The sequence below is a fragment of the Rhodanobacter sp. Root179 genome (assembly GCF_001428465.1).
Classification (GTDB): domain Bacteria; phylum Pseudomonadota; class Gammaproteobacteria; order Xanthomonadales; family Rhodanobacteraceae; genus Rhodanobacter.
Window position 1 is genome coordinate 89850 of record NZ_LMHR01000085.1, and the last position, 14996, is coordinate 104845.

14 protein-coding genes are annotated in these 14996 nt (G+C 67.4%); 12 read left to right on the forward strand and 2 right to left on the reverse strand.

The window, feature by feature from the left end; translation table 11 throughout:
* Positions 1–100 precede the first annotated feature (100 nt).
* The 4 genes from ASD82_RS13580 (at position 101) to ASD82_RS13595 (ending at position 4482) form a co-directional block, all read left to right on the forward strand.
* On the forward strand, positions 101–2809 hold the full coding sequence (locus tag ASD82_RS13580) for an EAL domain-containing protein (protein WP_056718361.1): 2709 nt from the start codon (positions 101–103) through the stop codon (positions 2807–2809).
* A gap of 138 nt (positions 2810–2947) precedes the next feature.
* Entirely contained in the window at positions 2948–3133 is a 186-nt protein-coding gene (locus tag ASD82_RS13585) for a hypothetical protein (RefSeq protein ID WP_157599281.1), read from the forward strand.
* A 55-nt stretch (positions 3134–3188) separates the two neighbouring features.
* On the forward strand, positions 3189–3530 hold the full coding sequence (locus tag ASD82_RS13590) for a carboxymuconolactone decarboxylase family protein (protein ID WP_056718363.1): 342 nt from the start codon (positions 3189–3191) through the stop codon (positions 3528–3530).
* A gap of 1 nt (position 3531) precedes the next feature.
* Positions 3532–4482, forward strand: a complete 951-nt coding sequence (locus ASD82_RS13595) for a cysteine synthase family protein (RefSeq protein WP_056718364.1) — start codon at positions 3532–3534, stop codon at positions 4480–4482.
* Between the two features lie 53 nt (positions 4483–4535).
* On the opposite strand, the gene ASD82_RS13600 is transcribed toward ASD82_RS13595, so the two are convergent.
* Positions 4536–6335, reverse strand: coding sequence for an aminopeptidase P family protein (locus ASD82_RS13600; RefSeq protein ID WP_056718365.1), 1800 nt, complete (start codon positions 6333–6335; stop codon positions 4536–4538).
* 144 nt (positions 6336–6479) lie between these two features.
* Here ASD82_RS13600 and ASD82_RS13605 point away from each other — a divergent pair, with 144 nt between their 5' ends.
* From ASD82_RS13605 to truD, 8 genes are read left to right on the forward strand one after another with little or no spacing between them, the layout of a single operon-like run.
* Complete coding sequence (locus ASD82_RS13605) at positions 6480–8150, forward strand: CTP synthase (protein WP_056718366.1); 1671 nt, start codon at positions 6480–6482, stop codon at positions 8148–8150.
* On the forward strand, positions 8147–8983 hold the full coding sequence (kdsA, locus tag ASD82_RS13610) for a 3-deoxy-8-phosphooctulonate synthase (protein WP_007809120.1): 837 nt from the start codon (positions 8147–8149) through the stop codon (positions 8981–8983). Before ASD82_RS13605 ends, kdsA begins: the two co-directional genes overlap by 4 nt.
* Before the next feature lie 60 nt (positions 8984–9043).
* The gene (gene eno / locus ASD82_RS13615) at positions 9044–10357 is read left to right on the forward strand and encodes a phosphopyruvate hydratase (RefSeq protein WP_056718367.1); all 1314 of its coding nucleotides are present in this window, start codon (positions 9044–9046) and stop codon (positions 10355–10357) included.
* A gap of 17 nt (positions 10358–10374) precedes the next feature.
* A complete protein-coding gene (ftsB, locus tag ASD82_RS13620; RefSeq protein ID WP_007809116.1) occupies positions 10375–10707 on the forward strand; it encodes a cell division protein FtsB in 333 nt (110 codons plus the stop codon).
* Complete coding sequence (gene ispD, locus ASD82_RS13625) at positions 10704–11399, forward strand: 2-C-methyl-D-erythritol 4-phosphate cytidylyltransferase (protein ID WP_056718368.1); 696 nt, start codon at positions 10704–10706, stop codon at positions 11397–11399. Before ftsB ends, ispD begins: the two co-directional genes overlap by 4 nt.
* On the forward strand, positions 11399–11872 hold the full coding sequence (gene ispF, locus ASD82_RS13630) for a 2-C-methyl-D-erythritol 2,4-cyclodiphosphate synthase (protein ID WP_056718403.1): 474 nt from the start codon (positions 11399–11401) through the stop codon (positions 11870–11872). Before ispD ends, ispF begins: the two co-directional genes overlap by 1 nt.
* Positions 11869–13263, forward strand: coding sequence for a magnesium transporter (gene mgtE / locus ASD82_RS13635; RefSeq protein ID WP_056718369.1), 1395 nt, complete (start codon positions 11869–11871; stop codon positions 13261–13263). Before ispF ends, mgtE begins: the two co-directional genes overlap by 4 nt.
* Before the next feature lie 60 nt (positions 13264–13323).
* Positions 13324–14334, forward strand: coding sequence for a tRNA pseudouridine(13) synthase TruD (gene truD, locus ASD82_RS13640; RefSeq protein ID WP_056718370.1), 1011 nt, complete (start codon positions 13324–13326; stop codon positions 14332–14334).
* 18 nt (positions 14335–14352) lie between these two features.
* Here the strand turns inward: truD and ASD82_RS13645 are convergent, their stop codons facing one another.
* A complete protein-coding gene (locus ASD82_RS13645) occupies positions 14353–14898 on the reverse strand; it encodes a Smr/MutS family protein (protein ID WP_056718371.1) in 546 nt (181 codons plus the stop codon).
* Between the last annotated feature and the right edge of the window lie 98 nt (positions 14899–14996).

Below are 14996 nucleotides of genomic sequence, written 5' to 3' on the forward strand. Positions count from 1 at the left end.
CGGGCAGTGTCTTGCCAGAACGTGATGCGTCGATCACGAACCTAGGGACGCCATGCGAAGTTCGCGACTCAGCTTGCAACGACCGTTGTCACGACGCTTGATGCCGTTGGTGTACGGGCTTGTGGGCATGCTGGTGCTGATCCTGGCACTGACCTGGGGCGCACTGCAGCTGCAGGTGGCTCTCGCCGGTTTTCTCAACGGCGAGAGCATCTGGTCGAAGGCGCAGAAGCAGAGCGTGATCGCGCTGGAGAGTTACGCGATCTCCGGCGATCCGGCCGACCTGGCCAACTACCGCGAGAATTACGCGGTGCTGATGGCCGATCGCTCGGCCCGCGACCAGATCCTGTCCGGCAGCTATGACTACGAGGAAGTGGCCGGCGCCCTGCATCGCAGCAATACCGTCACCATCGCGATCCCCGGCGTCATCTTCATGCTGCACCATTTTTCCGGTGCGCCCTACATGCGCGACGCGCTGGATGCCTGGCGTTCCACCGATACCTCGATTCACGACCTGAACACGATCGCCGACGCACTGGCCGCCGGCTACGCGAGCGGCACGCCGGGACAGGCGGAGATCGCCCGCCAGCGCGCGCGCATCCACGCGATCAACAGTTACATCGAGCCGCGCAGCACGCTGTTCTCGCGCAAGATCGCCGATGGGGCGGTCTGGATGGGCCAGGTGCTGTTCTGGGGCGTATTCGGCGCCGGACTCATCGCCGCGCTGCTCTGGCTGGACATGGCGCGGCGGATTCTCGCCAGCGTGCGCGGCAGCGAAGAGCGCTATCGGCTGCTGTTCGACAGCGCCGCCGATGCGATCGTGATGATCGACGAGTCCAGCGGACGCATCCTGGACGTCAACCGCACCACCTCCAGCTGGACCGGTCGCAGCGCCGGCGAACTGGTCGGTGACCGTTTCGTCCACCTGTTCGTGCAGTCGATGGCCGGGCAGCAGGCCGGGCGGGCAGCCAGCAACCTGCTGCTGGGCGAGCAGGGCAGCACGCGTCCGGTGGAGTTGCAGACCAGCCTGGCCAACTGGGGCAGCCAGCCGGTGCGCCAGGCGATCATTCGCGACATCTCCGAGCGCCTGAAGATGGAGCAGGAGCGACGCATCGCGGCGGAAGCTTTGGCGGGCATCGCCGAGGGCGTGATCATCGCCGATGCGGAACGACGGGTGCTTTCCACCAACGAAGCCCATGTGGGGCTGACCGGATTTTCCAGCCAGGCGCTGATCGGCCGCCGCCTGGACGAGCATCGCCGCCTGCTCGATGGCAAACCGTTGCCGCAGTCGATCTGGGAGGGCGTGGCGGCCGGACAGAACTGGAGCGGGGAGGTGCTCAGCAACCGCAACGACGGCAGCAGTTACCCCGAACACCTCAGCATCAGCGCCATCCGTGACGGGGAAGGGCAGCCGCAATATTACGTGGCAGTGTGCACCGACATCCACGAGGCCAAGGCCAGCCAGCAGCGGCTGGAACACATGGCGCGGCATGACCCGCTGACTGGCCTGGTCAACCGGGCCGAATTCGAGCGCCATTGCAGCGAGGCGATCGCGGTGGCCGAACGCGAGCGGCTGGCGGTGGTGGTGCTGTTCATCGACCTGGATGCATTCAAGATCGTCAACGACAGCTACAGCCACGCGATCGGTGACCGGCTGCTGGTCAAGGTGGCCGAGCGGATTCGCCGGCAGCTTTCCGATGGCGACGTGGCTGGCCGCATCGGTGGCGACGAGTTCACCGTGCTGATCCCGCGGCTGATCCTGCGCGAAGACGCCCGCGCCATCGTCAACCGCCTGCTGGTCAGCCTGTCCGAACCCCTGCTGATCGACGATTACGAGATCGTGCTCAGCGCAAGCATCGGCGTGGCCGGCTATCCGCTGGACGGCGCCAACGCGGCGGCGCTGATCACCAACGCCGATGCAGCGATGTATGCGGCCAAGGCGGAAGAGCGCAACGCCTGCCGCTTCTATACCCCGATGATGCACGCCGACACGCGTCGGCGCCTGCAACTGGCCACCGAGTTGCGCCAGGCGCTGGCCCGCAATGAATTCCACCTGGTGTTCCAGCCCAGCGTGGAACTGCGCAGTGGGCGCATCGTGGCGGTGGAGGCCCTGCTGCGCTGGCAGCATCCGGAGCGCGGCGAAATATTGCCGGGTGAGTTCATTCCGGTCGCCGAAGGGCTGGGCCTGATCCGGCGCATCGACGAGTGGGTGATGCAGACCACTTGCGCCCAGATCCAGGCATGGGACCTGGCCGGGGTGCCGCCGATTCGGGTGGCGGTGAACATCTCGGCCCGCTGGTTCGGCCACCCCGCCTTTGTCGACGGGGTCAACCGCGCGCTGCAGTCGAGGCAGCTGTCGGCAAGCCGCCTGCTGCTGGAGATCACCGAGAGCGCGATGCTGCGCCTGGGCGACGACATCGAACGCACCATGCAGACCCTGCATGCGCTGGGGATCGAGGTGGCGATCGACGATTTCGGCACCGGTTATTCGTCGATGGCTTACCTGAAGCTGCCGGCGGTGGCCTATCTGAAGATCGACCGCTCCTTCGTCACCGGTCTGCCCGGCGACGCCAACGATGCGGCGATCACCGAAGCGATGCTGGTGATGTCCAAGAGCCTTGGCCTGATAACCATCGCCGAGGGCATCGAGACCGAGGCACAGCACGACTTCCTGTTGCGCAGTGGTTGCGTCGAGGGGCAGGGTTACCTGTATTCCCGTCCGCTGCAACCGGATGAGGTGCGCCATCTGTTGTGCCCGAACCAGCCGCTCGTGCCCGCACGGCTGAAGCTGGTGCCGCCCAAGCGCAGCTGATCCTTCGCGCCTGCGCGCGATTCCGCGCGCAGGCAGCGCTCAGAACCGGTTGATCTGTATCAGTGCGCCCGTGCACCGTGTGCGCGACAGTGCATGAAAACCATCGGGAGGTGGACAGACATGGTCAGCCACGATTGCATGCCACTTCGCCACCGGCCGGCTCCGCGCCAGGCTGGCGCTCCCCTGATTGCGGCGCGGTTTGGTCGTGATCTCGATGCCGAAGTGCAAGCCCGCGAACGACGCATCGACGAGGAACTGGCGCAAAGCTTTCCCGCCAGCGACCCGCCGGGCTGGGTGCAGGGTGCCGCGCCCCCGCCGCATTGATACCCGTCGACGACGAGGCCGAGCCACCCCATTCCGGATCATCGAGGAGGATGAAATGGACGTATCGATGTATCCGCCTGCCACGGCGGAAACCGCGCGCAAGCGGCGCGAGCTGGCGCCTGCGCCGCTGCAGGCCTTCAAGGCTTTCAGCGCGGCAGTCTTCGCCGATGGCGCCTTGCCGAATGTCACCAAGCAGCTGATCGCGGTGGCGGTGGCGCATGTCACCCAGTGTCCCTACTGCATCAAGGGACACACCGCCGAGGCGTTGAAGCAGGGCGCCAGCGAGGCGCAGATCATGGAGGCGATCTGGGTGGCTGCCGAGATGCGTGCCGGCGGGGCGTACGCGCACTCCACGCTGGCGCTGGACGTGATGTCGCACCAGCATGGAGCCGCCTGACATGGCCACGCGTTACGCTGGAGTATCTGACAACATTCTCGACGCGGTGGGCGACACGCCGCTGCTGGAGATCGAGGGCGTCTACGCCAAGCTCGAATTCCTCAATCCTTCCGGTTCGATCAAGGCGCGCATCGCGAAATACATGATCGAGCGCGCCGAGCAGGAGGGCCTGCTCAAGCCCGGCGACACCATCGTCGAGGCGACCAGCGGCAACACCGGCAATGCGCTGTCGATGGTGGCGGCGGTGAAGGGCTATCGCATGCTGGTGGTGATGCCCGAGGGGCTGTCCAGCGAACGGGTGGCGATTTCGCGGGCATTCGGGGCCGAGGTGCTGTTCTGCGGCAACTTCCACGTCAACGAGGCGCTGAAGCGGGCGCGCGAACTGGGCCAACAGCCGGGCTACTTCGCCCCGGCCCAGTTCGAGTCGGAATGGAATGTCGAGGAAAACCGGGTGGTGCTGGGGCCGGAGATCCTGGCCCAATTGCCGAGTGGCCGGTTGCCCGATGCGCTGGTGCTGGGCGTCGGCACCGGCGGGACCCTGATCGGCGTGGGCCAGGCGTTCCGCGCGGTCAATCCGGACGTGCGGCTGTTCGCGATGGAGCCGTCCGAGTCGTGCACGATCCTGTGCGGCGAGATCGCCACGCATACCATCGAGGGCATTTCCGACGGCTTCGTGCCAGGCATCTTCCAGCGCCACGCGAGCCTGGTGAACGAGGTGCTCAGCGTGTCCAGCGCCGACGCGGTGGCCGAGATGAAGCGGCTGGCACGAACCCACGGCCTGTTCTGCGGGCCGAGTTCGGGAGCGCACCTGCTGGCCGCCAAGCGGATCCGGCAGAACTTCCCCGAACTGAAGACCGTGGTGACGGCATTCTGCGACGAGGGCGAGAAGTACCTGCACGAATACTTCATGCAGCCCGCAGCGGCCGAAGTCGACGCGACGCACTTTCGCTGAGCGGTGCCTGCGGCACTCCCGCAGGCACCGCCCGCCGGCATTTCGAGCAGGACCTACAGCGCTGCGCAGTGGCGGTTCAGCCACTCCAGGTCTGCTTCGTCCAGCAGCGGACTGAGTGCGGCGCGCACGCTGGCGTGATAGTCGTCCAGCCAGGCGCGTTCTTCCGGATTGAGCAGGCCCGGCTCCAGTGCGCGGCGGTCGAACGGGCACATGGTCAGCGTCTCGAAGGCGAGGAACTCGCCGAACTCGGTCTGCTCGGCCTCGACCACCACCGCCAGGTTCTCGTGGCGGATGCCGTGCCGGCCTGGCTTGTACAGGCCCGGCTCGATCGAGCTGATCATGCCAGGCTCCAGCGCCACCAACGCCCCGCCGGGTACCGGCGCGCGGATGCCGTGCGGGCCTTCGTGCACGTTGAGGAAGTAGCCCACGCCGTGACCGGTGCCGTGGCCGTAATCCATCCCGGCCGCCCACAGCGGCGCCCGCGCCAGGGCATCCAGCTGCGGGCCGCTGGCGCCTTTCGGGAAGCGCGCCCGCGACAGGTTGATCATGCCCTTCATCACCAGGGTCGCATCGCGGCGCTGCTCGGCGGTGGTCTCGCCCAAGGCCAGCACGCGGGTGATGTCGGTGGTGCCGCCGAGATACTGGCCGCCCGAATCGATCAGCAGCAGGCCCTTCGCCTGCAGCGTGCTGTGCGCTTCGGGCGTGGCGCGGTAATGCGGCAGCGCGCCGTTGGCCTGGTAGCCGGCGATGGTGGCGAAGCTCTCGCCCACCCAGCCCGGCTGGGCCGAGCGCTCCTCGCGCAGCACCGTGTCCACGTCCAGTTCGGTGACCGTCATGCCCGCGGCCAGGCGCTGCTCCAGTCGACGGAACCCGCGCACCAGGGCGGCGCCGTCGCGGCGCATCACGTCGCGGACATGTTCGAGTTCGGCGGCGCTCTTCACGGCCTTGAAGGCGGTGCTGGGGTTGGCCGCCTCGATCCGCGTCACCGCTGGCGCGATCGCCGCCGCGATGGTATCGACCACCCGACTGCTGTCCAGCAGCAGGCGCTCGTTCGCCCCCAGCTCGTTCAGCACGGAGGTGACCGAGGCGTAGTCGGCGATGGCGATGCCGTCGGCGGCCAGTCGCGCGACCAGGGCATCGGTGAGCTTGGCGCGTCCGACGAACAGCGTGGCTCGCTGATCGGCCTGGACCAGCAGGTGGGCCAGGAACACCGGGTTGCACTCGACATCGCTGCCACGCAGGTTGGTCAGCCAGGCGATGTCGTCGAGGCTGGACAGCAGGTGATGGGTGGCGCCGAGCTTGTGCATCGACTTGCGCAGGCGGCTGAGCTTGTCCGCGCGCGCAATGCACGCGTAAACGGGGTCGTGTTCGACCACCGCCGCCTGCGGCAGCGCGGGTCGATCCGGCCAGATCGCACCGGGCAGGTCCAGGTCGGTGCGCAGGCTGGCGCCGGTGCCGGCCAGATGCCGTTCGATCTGCTGGCGCGTGGTGACCGACACGCTGTCACCGGCCACGGCCAGCACGTCACCCTGGTGCAGGTGCTGCTGCAACCACGCCAGGTGTTCGGGGGTATGCGGCACGCGCAGTTTCATCAGGCGGATGCCGCTGCCTGCCAACTGCTGCTCGGCCTGGGAGAAATAGCGCGAGTCGGTCCACAGTCCGGCCTCGTCGCGGCTCACGATCAGGGTGCCGGCCGAGCCGGTGAAGCCGGACAGCCATTCCCGGGCGGACCAGTGCGCGGGCAGGTATTCGGACAGGTGGGGATCGGCGCTGGGAACCAGCACGGCGGCAACGCCATGCTGCTGCATGGCCGCGCGCAAGGCGGCAAGACGGGCGGGGACGGGGCTGTTCATCCGGTCATGCTAGCAGGCCGCCCACGGCTGTTTCACGCTCCCAGGGGGCGCGTAAATGAACTGATCGCGAGGAAAATTCATCTGCCATCTCGCAGTGAAACGCTTCTGCAGCTAAAATGCCTAATTTCCGCACGGCTGCTTTCCATGACCCCCCTGATTTTCGTCACCGGCGGTGTGGTGTCCTCGCTTGGCAAGGGCATTGCTGCGGCGTCGCTCGCTTCCATCCTCGAAGCCCGCGGCCTCTCGGTCACCATGATGAAGCTCGATCCCTACATCAATGTGGATCCGGGCACGATGAGTCCGTTCCAGCACGGTGAGGTATATGTCACCGACGACGGCGCCGAGACCGACCTCGACCTTGGCCACTACGAGCGTTTCCTGCGCACGCGCCTCACCGGCAAGAACTCGATCACCACCGGCAAGATCTACGAAAGCGTGATCCGCAAGGAACGTCGCGGCGACTACCTGGGCGCGACGGTGCAGGTGATCCCGCACATCACCGACGAGATCAAGCACTGCATCCACGAGGCCACCCGCGGCTTCGACGTGGCGCTGGTGGAGATCGGCGGCACCGTGGGCGACATCGAATCGCTGCCGTTCCTGGAGGCGATCCGCCAGCTGCGCATCGAGCACGGCCCGGAGAAGGTGGTGTTCATGCACCTGACCCTGGTGCCGTTCATCAAGGCTGCCGGCGAGATCAAGACCAAGCCCACCCAGCACTCGGTGAAGGAACTGCGCTCGATCGGCATCCAGCCGGACATCCTGCTGTGTCGCTGCGAGCAGCCGCTGCCCGAAGGCGAGCGCCGCAAGATCGCGCTGTTCACCAACGTGCCGGAGCAGGCGGTGATCAGCGCCGCCGACGTGGACATCATCTACAAGCAGCCGCTGTACCTGCATGAGCAGGGGCTGGACGACATCGTGGTCAAGCGCCTGAACCTTGACGCCAAGCCGGCCGACCTGTCCGAATGGCAGCGCACGGTGGACGCGGTGGAGCATCCGAAGGACGAGATCACCGTCGCCATCGTGGGCAAGTACGTCGAGCACAAGGACGCCTACAAGTCGCTGGGCGAGGCGCTGCGTCATGGCGGCATCAAGCAGCAGACGCGGGTGAACCTGGACTGGATCGACTCCGAGCAGATCGAGGCCGATGGCGCCGCCAGCGTGCTGGGCAAGGTCGATGCGATCCTGGTGCCCGGCGGTTTCGGCAAGCGCGGTTTCGAGGGCAAGGTGCTGGCCGCGAAGTACGCCCGCGAGCACGGCGTGCCGTATTTCGGCATCTGCTACGGCATGCATGCGGCGGTGGTGGACTTCGCCCGGCATGTCGCCGGCCTGGCTGACGCCGACTCCAGCGAGAACGATCGCAATACCGCCAATCCGGTGATTGCACTGATCACCGAATGGACCACCGCCACCGGCGAGGTGGAGCAGCGCAGCGACCGTTCCGACCTCGGCGGCACCATGCGCCTGGGCGCGCAGGAATGCCGCCTGAAGGCGGGCACGCTGGCGCGCGAGATGTACGGCCAGGACGTGGTGCGCGAGCGGCATCGCCATCGCTACGAATTCAACAATCGCTATCGCCAGTCGTTCGAGGACCTGGGCCTGGTGATCTCGGGCAAGTCGATGGATGACCTGCTGGTGGAGATCGTCGAGCTGCCGCAACAGCAGCATCCGTGGTTCCTCGGCTGCCAGGCGCATCCGGAGTTCACCTCGACCCCGCGCGATGGCCATCCGCTGTTCAGCGGCTTCGTGCACGCCGCGCGCGAGTTCAAGGCCGTCCATGCAGGCGACAAACTGGCGCAGGAGTCCGTGGCATGAAGCTTTGTGGCGTTGAGGTAGGCCTGGACCAGCGACTGTTCCTGATCGCCGGCCCCTGCGTGGTCGAGTCCGAACAGTTGCAGCTGGACACCGCCGGCACGCTGAAGGAGATCACCGGCCGGCTGGGCGTCCACTTCATCTTCAAGTCCAGCTTCGACAAGGCGAACCGGTCGTCGGGCGACAGCTTCCGTGGCCCCGGCCTGGAAGAAGGCCTGCGCATCCTGGCCGAGGTGAAGCGCCAGATCGGCGTGCCGCTGCTCACCGACGTGCACGAATACACGCCGATGGACGAGGTGGCTTCGGTGGTCGACGTGCTGCAGACGCCGGCCTTCCTGTGCCGGCAGACCGACTTCATCCAGAAGGTGGCGCGCGCCGGCAAGCCGGTGAACATCAAGAAGGGTCAGTTCCTGGCGCCGTGGGACATGAAGCACGTGGTGGCCAAGGCCAAGGCCGTGGGCAACGACGACATCATGGTGTGCGAGCGCGGCGCCAGCTTCGGCTACAACAACCTGGTGTCGGACATGCGCTCGCTCAGCGTGATGCGCGAGACCGGCTGCCCGGTGGTGTTCGACGCGACGCATTCCGTGCAGCTGCCGGGCGGGCAGGGCGCCAGTTCGGGCGGCCAGCGCGAATTCGTGCCGGTGCTGGCGCGTGCGGCGGTGGCCGTGGGCGTGGCCGGCCTGTTCGCCGAGACCCATCCCGATCCCAGCAAGGCGCTGTCCGATGGGCCGAATGCCTGGCCGCTGGGCAAGATGGAAGCGCTGCTGGAAACGCTGCTGGAGCTGGATGCCGTGACCAAGCGGCACCGCTTCCTGGAGCAGGATGTTTCCTGAAACACCGGGCGCAGCGATGCGCCCGTTCCAACTCTTTCACCATCAGCTTACGGAAACCGCATGAGCACCCAGATCACCCGCATCCACGCCCGTGAAATCCTCGACTCGCGCGGCAATCCCACGCTGGAAGCCGAAGTCACCCTGGCCGATGGCAGCTTCGGCCGTGCGGCCGTGCCCAGCGGCGCCTCCACCGGTTCGCGCGAGGCGGTCGAGCTGCGCGACGGCGACAAGTCGCGCTACGGCGGCAAGGGCGTGAAGAACGCGGTGGCCAACGTCAACGGCACGATTGCCGACACGCTGAAAGGCTTCGATGCGGCCGACCAGAAAGGTCTGGACGGCAAGCTGATCGCGCTGGACGGCACGCCGAACAAGGGCAAGCTGGGCGCGAATGCGCTGCTCGGCGTTTCGATGGCGGCGGCGCACGCGGTGGCCGCCTCGCGCGGCGAGCCGCTGTGGAAGTACCTGTCCAGCTTCAATCAGGCTGGCGGCAAGCCCGGCGCGCTGCCGGTGCCGATGATGAACATCATCAACGGCGGCGAGCATGCGGACAACAACATCGACGTGCAGGAATTCATGGTGCTGCCGGTGGGCATGCCCAGCTTCGCCGAGGCGCTGCGCGCGGGCGCGGAAATCTTCCACGCGCTGAAGAGCGTGCTGAAGGGCAAGGGTCTCAACACGGCGGTGGGCGATGAGGGCGGCTTCGCGCCGAACCTGCGTTCGAACATCGAGGCGCTCGACACCATCCTCGAGGCGATCCACAAGACCGGCTACAAGGTCGGCAGCGAGATCCTGCTCGGCCTGGATGCGGCCAGCTCGGAGTTCTACAAGGACGGCAAGTACGACCTGGCGGGCGAAGGCAAGCAGTACAGCTCGGCCCAGTTCGTCGACCTGCTGGCTGGCTGGGCGAAGCAGTACCCGATCGTCACCATCGAGGACGGCATGGCCGAAGGCGACTGGGACGGCTGGAAGCTGCTCACCGACACCATCGGCGATCGCGTGCAGGTGGTCGGCGACGACCTGTTCGTGACCAATCCGACGATCTTCCGCGAAGGCATCGAGAAGAAGATCGCCAACTCGATCCTGATCAAGGTGAACCAGATCGGCACGCTGTCCGAAACGCTGGAAGCGATCGCGATGGCTGACGCGGCGAAGTATTCGGCGGTGATCTCGCACCGCTCCGGCGAGACCGAGGACACCACCATCGCCGACATCGCGGTGGCCACCACGGCCACCCAGATCAAGACCGGCTCGCTGTGCCGCAGCGATCGCGTGGCCAAGTACAACCAGTTGCTGCGCATCGAGGAAGCGTTGGGTTCGGCGGCACGCTACGCCGGGCGCGACGCCTTCCCCAACCTCAGCCGCCTGCCGGGCTGAGCGGGCAACCCGCTCCCATGCTGCGCTGGATCGCCGTCATCCTGATCCTGCTGCTGATCGGTCTGCAGCTGAAGCTGTGGACCGGCAACGGCAGCATGCGCGAGGTGGACACCTTGCGCGTGGCGGTGAAGAAGCAGACGGACGACAACGCGAAGCTGTTGCAGCGCAATCAGGCGGTCGGTGCCGACGTGCAGGATCTCAAGCACGGCGACCAGGCGGTCGAAGCGCGGGCGCGCACCGAACTGGGCCTGATCAAGCCGGGCGAAGTGTTCTACCAGGTGGTCGAGCCGCCTGCCGGCGCGGGCAGCAGCACGCCACCGCCGGTCGCCCAACCCGCCGGATCGCCATGAGCGCGGCTCGGCTGTGGTGCGTGGTGCCGGCCGCGGGGCGCGGTACCCGGGTCGGCGGTGACTGCCCCAAGCAGTACCTGCCGCTGGCCGGACGTCCGTTGATCGAGCACACCCTGGAGCGGCTCGCCGCGCATCCGCGGATCGCCGGCCTGCTGGTGACGCTGGCCGCCACGGATGCGCACTGGTCGGGCATGGAAACGCTGCACGGCAAGCCGGTGCTGGCCGCGGTCGGCGGAGCGGAGCGCAGCGATTCGGTGCTGGCCGGGCTGCACGCCTTGCCCGCATCGGTGGCCGCCGATGATTTCGTCTTGGTGCACGACGCCGCGCGGCCGTGTGTACGCACGGCGGATATCGACAGGCTGATCGAACTGGCCAGTGCCAGGGACGGCGGCCTGCTGGGCGCGCCGCTGCGCGACACGCTGAAGCGGGCCAATGCCGACGGGTGCAGCGAACTCACCGAAGCACGCGACCTGCGCTGGCGCGCCTTCACGCCACAGATGTTCCGTCGTGCTCAACTGTCGGCGGCGCTGCGTGACGCGGCGCGGCGCGGCGTGAATGTCAGCGACGAGGCGATGGCGATGGAACAGGCCGGCTTCGCACCGCTGCTGGTCGAGGGCGCCGAGGACAACATCAAGGTGACTACGGCAGCGGATTTCGCGCTGGCCGAATTCCTGCTTTCAAGGACTGCATGATGCGCATCGGTACAGGTTTCGATGTCCACGCCTTTGGCGAAGGCGACCATGTCGTCCTCGGCGGCGTGCGCATCGCGCATCGACGGGGCGTGGTGGCGCATTCCGATGGCGACGTGGTGATCCACGCGCTGTGCGACGCGATCTTCGGCGCGCTGGCCCTGGGCGACATCGGCCGGCATTTTCCGCCCACCGACGAACGCTGGCGCGACGCCGACAGCCGCCAGTTCCTGCGGCATGCGGCGATGCTGATGGCCCAGCACGGCTACCGGCTGGGCAACGCCGACATCACGGTGATCGGCGAGGCACCCAAGGTCACCCCGCACGCGCAGGCGATGCGCGAGAACCTGGCGGTCGACCTGGACTGCGGGGTCGGCTGCATCAGCGTGAAGGCAACCACCACCGAGAAACTCGGCTTTTGCGGCCGTGGCGAAGGGATCGCGGCCCAGGCCTGCGTCCTGCTGGAGCGCGCGTGAGCGAGATCGAGACCCGCAGTGCGGTCGGTCGCCTGCATGACCAGCTTGAAGCCATTCAGGGCGTGCTTCACCGGCAGGACGACGATGTTCCGCTGACCGAAGAGCTGCAGGCCGAGTTGCGCCTGCAACTGGATGCGCTGCATCCGGCCGATATCGCTTTCATCCTCGAATCGCTGCCGCTGGACGACCGTCTCGCGGTCTGGCAACTGGTCAAGGCCGATCGCGACGGCGAGATCCTGCTGGAAGTGTCCGACGCGGTGCGCGAGTCGCTGATCGCGGACATGGACCGGCACGAGATCCTCGCCGCGGCCGAAACGCTGGACGCCGACGAACTGGCCGACCTGGTCGAGGACCTGCCCACGGCGATGCTGCCGGAGCTGATGGCCGGCCTCGATGCGCAGCAGCGCGAGCAGGTGCAGTCGGCGCTGTCGTGGGAGGACGACCAGCTCGGCGCGCTGATGGACTTCGAGATGGTCACCATCCGCGAGGACGTCAGCCTGGAAGTGGTGCTGCGCTACCTGCGCCGCTGGGACGAACTGCCGGCGCAGACCGACAAGCTGTTCGTGATCAACCAGGACAACCTGCTGACCGGCGTGCTGCCGCTGCACTGGTTGCTGGTGAATCCGCCGGAGAAGATGGTCAGCGAGGTGATGGCGCCGGACGTCAACACCTTCCACCCGGCCGATGACGCCTACGACGTGGCCCAGGCGTTCGAACGCTACGACCTGGTGACCGCGCCGGTGGTCGACGACCGCGGCCACCTGATCGGCCGCATCACCATCGACGCGATGGTCGACGTGATCCGCGAGGAGAGCGAAAGCGAGGCACTCAGCCGCGGCGGCCTGCGCGAGGAAGAAGACATCTTCGCCTCGGTGTGGGCCTCGCTGAAGAACCGCTGGTCGTGGCTGGCGATCAACCTGGTCACCGCCTTCATCGCCTCGCGCGTGATCGGCCTGTTCGAGGGCTCGATCGAGCGGCTGGTGGCGCTGGCCGCGCTGATGCCGATCGTGGCCGGCATCGGCGGCAATTCCGGCAACCAGACCATCACCATGATCGTGCGCGCGCTGGCGCTGAACCAAATCACCGCCGAGAGCGCCAAGCGCCTGTGGCGCAAGGAACTGACCGTGTCGCTGGTCAACGGCCTGATCTGGGGCGGGGTGATCGGCCTGGTGGCGTGGTTGCTGTACGACAGCCTCTCGCTGGGCCTGGTGATGACGGCGGCGATGACGCTGAACCTGCTGCTGGCGGCGTTTGCCGGTGTCGGCATTCCCGTGCTGATGACGAAATTCGGGCGCGATCCGGCGCTGGGTTCCAGCGTGCTGATCACCGCGATGACCGACAGCGGCGGCTTTTTCATCTTCCTCGGACTGGCCACGATCTTTCTGGTCTAGTGCGGGCCTGGCGCGCCCGCAGGTGCACGCCATTGCGAATCATCGTTGCCGGGAACCCCCATGTCTGAACTTCCCCAAGCCTTCGGCCACCCTCCGCTGACTGCCCGAATGCGCGTCAGCGCCGAGGATTTCCAGGTCGAGGAAGTGCTGGGCCATGACGCCGACGGCGCCGGCGAACACGCCCTGTTGTGGGTGGAAAAGCGCGGCGCGAATACCGACTGGGTTGCCCGCGAACTGGCGAAGTTCGCGGGCGTGCCTCCGCTGGCGGTGGGTTTTGCCGGGCTGAAGGATCGCCACGCGGTGACCCGCCAGACCTTTTCGGTGCAACTGGCCGGCAAGCCCGATCCGGACTGGTCGGCCTTTCCCCATGCCGAGGTGAAGGTGCTGGCCGCCACCCGCCATTCGCGCAAGCTCAAGCGCGGTGCGCTGCGCGGCAACCGCTTCGTGCTGGTGTTGCGCGAGGCCGCGGGCGACCGCGCTGCCGCCGAGGCCGTGCTCGCGCAGATCGCCGCCCGGGGCGTGCCGAACTACTTCGGCGAACAGCGCTTCGGCCGGGAAGGCGGCAACGTCGCCCAGGCCCGCGCGATGTTCGGCGGGCGCCGCGTCGACCGCGACAAGCGCTCGATGCTGCTGTCGGCGGCCCGCTCGCAGATCTTCAACAACGTGCTGGCGGCGCGGGTCGAGCGCAACGCCTGGGATACGCCGCTGCAGGGCGAGATCTGGTCGCTGGCCGGCTCGCGTTCCTGGTTCGGGCCCGAGCCGTTCACGCCCGAGCTGGCCGGGCGCCTGGCCCGCGCCGACATTCATCCCTCCGGCCCGTTGTGGGGGCAGGGCGAGCCGCCCTCCGAAGAGGAAGTGGGTGAGCTGGAACGCGGGATCGCCGCGCAGGACAGCGACCTCGTGGCGGGTCTGGTGGCGGCGCGGATGGACCAGGAGCGCCGGCCGTTGCGCCTGCTGCCGAAGGACTTGCGCTGGCATTGGCTGGCCGACGATGCGCTGGAGCTGTCGTTCGAATTGCCCGCGGGCGCCTATGCCACGGTAGTCGTGCGCGAGTTGGCCACGATCGTGTAGCGGGTTGTGCTGCCGGGGTCAGCCCTTGAGCAGCACGACGACCGCACCGGTGCCGCCCAACGCCGGCCGCGCCGAGGCGAACGCGATCACGTCGTCGCGCCGGCGCAGCATGCGATCGGTGAGTCCCTTCAGTACCGGCCCGGCGGACTTCGAGCGCAAGCCCTTGCCATGCACGATGCGCACGCAGCGCAGCCCGTGTTGCTTCGCTTCGGCGAGGAAGGCCACGATGCTGGCTTGTGCGGCGGCGGCGTTCATCTGGTGCAGGTCGAGGTCGTCCTGCACGCTGAACTGGCCGCGTTTGAGCTGGCGCAGCAGCTTCGGCGGATAGCCGTCGCGCAGGTAGGCCAGCTCTTCGCCGACTTCGAGCACGGCCGGGTCGAACGCCATGTCCAGCAACTCGCCCGGCACGGCCGCTTCGTCGGCCTCCAGCATGTGCGGGTACGGCGCCGGCCGCGCCGCAGCCGGCGGTGCAGCCACCGGGTCGAGCACGCGCACCTCGCCGATCGCCTCGCGAAACAGCTGGCTGTCGGCATCGGTGATCGGAGCGGGCGGACGGCGCTTCATCGGGCCATGCTAACCAATGCGGCGCGGCCGGGCGAATGGCGAAAGCACCGGGGAACGGCGTGAAACCGGGGGCGCGCTCCGGTAGACTTCGAGGCTTC

What these genes read in the sequence shown, in the direction of transcription:
- kdsA (WP_007809120.1), top strand. Translation starts at nt 8,147, where the DNA reads ATGAAGCTTTGTGGCGTTGAGGTAGGCCTGGACCAGCGACTGTTCCTG.
- eno (WP_056718367.1), top strand. Translation starts at nt 9,044, where the DNA reads ATGAGCACCCAGATCACCCGCATCCACGCCCGTGAAATCCTCGACTCG.
- ASD82_RS13595 (WP_056718364.1), top strand. Translation starts at nt 3,532, where the DNA reads ATGGCCACGCGTTACGCTGGAGTATCTGACAACATTCTCGACGCGGTG.
- ASD82_RS13590 (WP_056718363.1), top strand. Translation starts at nt 3,189, where the DNA reads ATGGACGTATCGATGTATCCGCCTGCCACGGCGGAAACCGCGCGCAAG.
- ASD82_RS13645 (WP_056718371.1), bottom strand. Translation starts at nt 14,898, where the DNA reads ATGAAGCGCCGTCCGCCCGCTCCGATCACCGATGCCGACAGCCAGCTG.
- truD (WP_056718370.1), top strand. Translation starts at nt 13,324, where the DNA reads ATGTCTGAACTTCCCCAAGCCTTCGGCCACCCTCCGCTGACTGCCCGA.
- ASD82_RS13605 (WP_056718366.1), top strand. Translation starts at nt 6,480, where the DNA reads ATGACCCCCCTGATTTTCGTCACCGGCGGTGTGGTGTCCTCGCTTGGC.
- ASD82_RS13600 (WP_056718365.1), bottom strand. Translation starts at nt 6,335, where the DNA reads ATGAACAGCCCCGTCCCCGCCCGTCTTGCCGCCTTGCGCGCGGCCATG.
- ispD (WP_056718368.1), top strand. Translation starts at nt 10,704, where the DNA reads ATGAGCGCGGCTCGGCTGTGGTGCGTGGTGCCGGCCGCGGGGCGCGGT.
- ASD82_RS13585 (WP_157599281.1), top strand. Translation starts at nt 2,948, where the DNA reads ATGCCACTTCGCCACCGGCCGGCTCCGCGCCAGGCTGGCGCTCCCCTG.
- ispF (WP_056718403.1), top strand. Translation starts at nt 11,399, where the DNA reads ATGCGCATCGGTACAGGTTTCGATGTCCACGCCTTTGGCGAAGGCGAC.
- ASD82_RS13580 (WP_056718361.1), top strand. Translation starts at nt 101, where the DNA reads ATGCCGTTGGTGTACGGGCTTGTGGGCATGCTGGTGCTGATCCTGGCA.
- ftsB (WP_007809116.1), top strand. Translation starts at nt 10,375, where the DNA reads ATGCTGCGCTGGATCGCCGTCATCCTGATCCTGCTGCTGATCGGTCTG.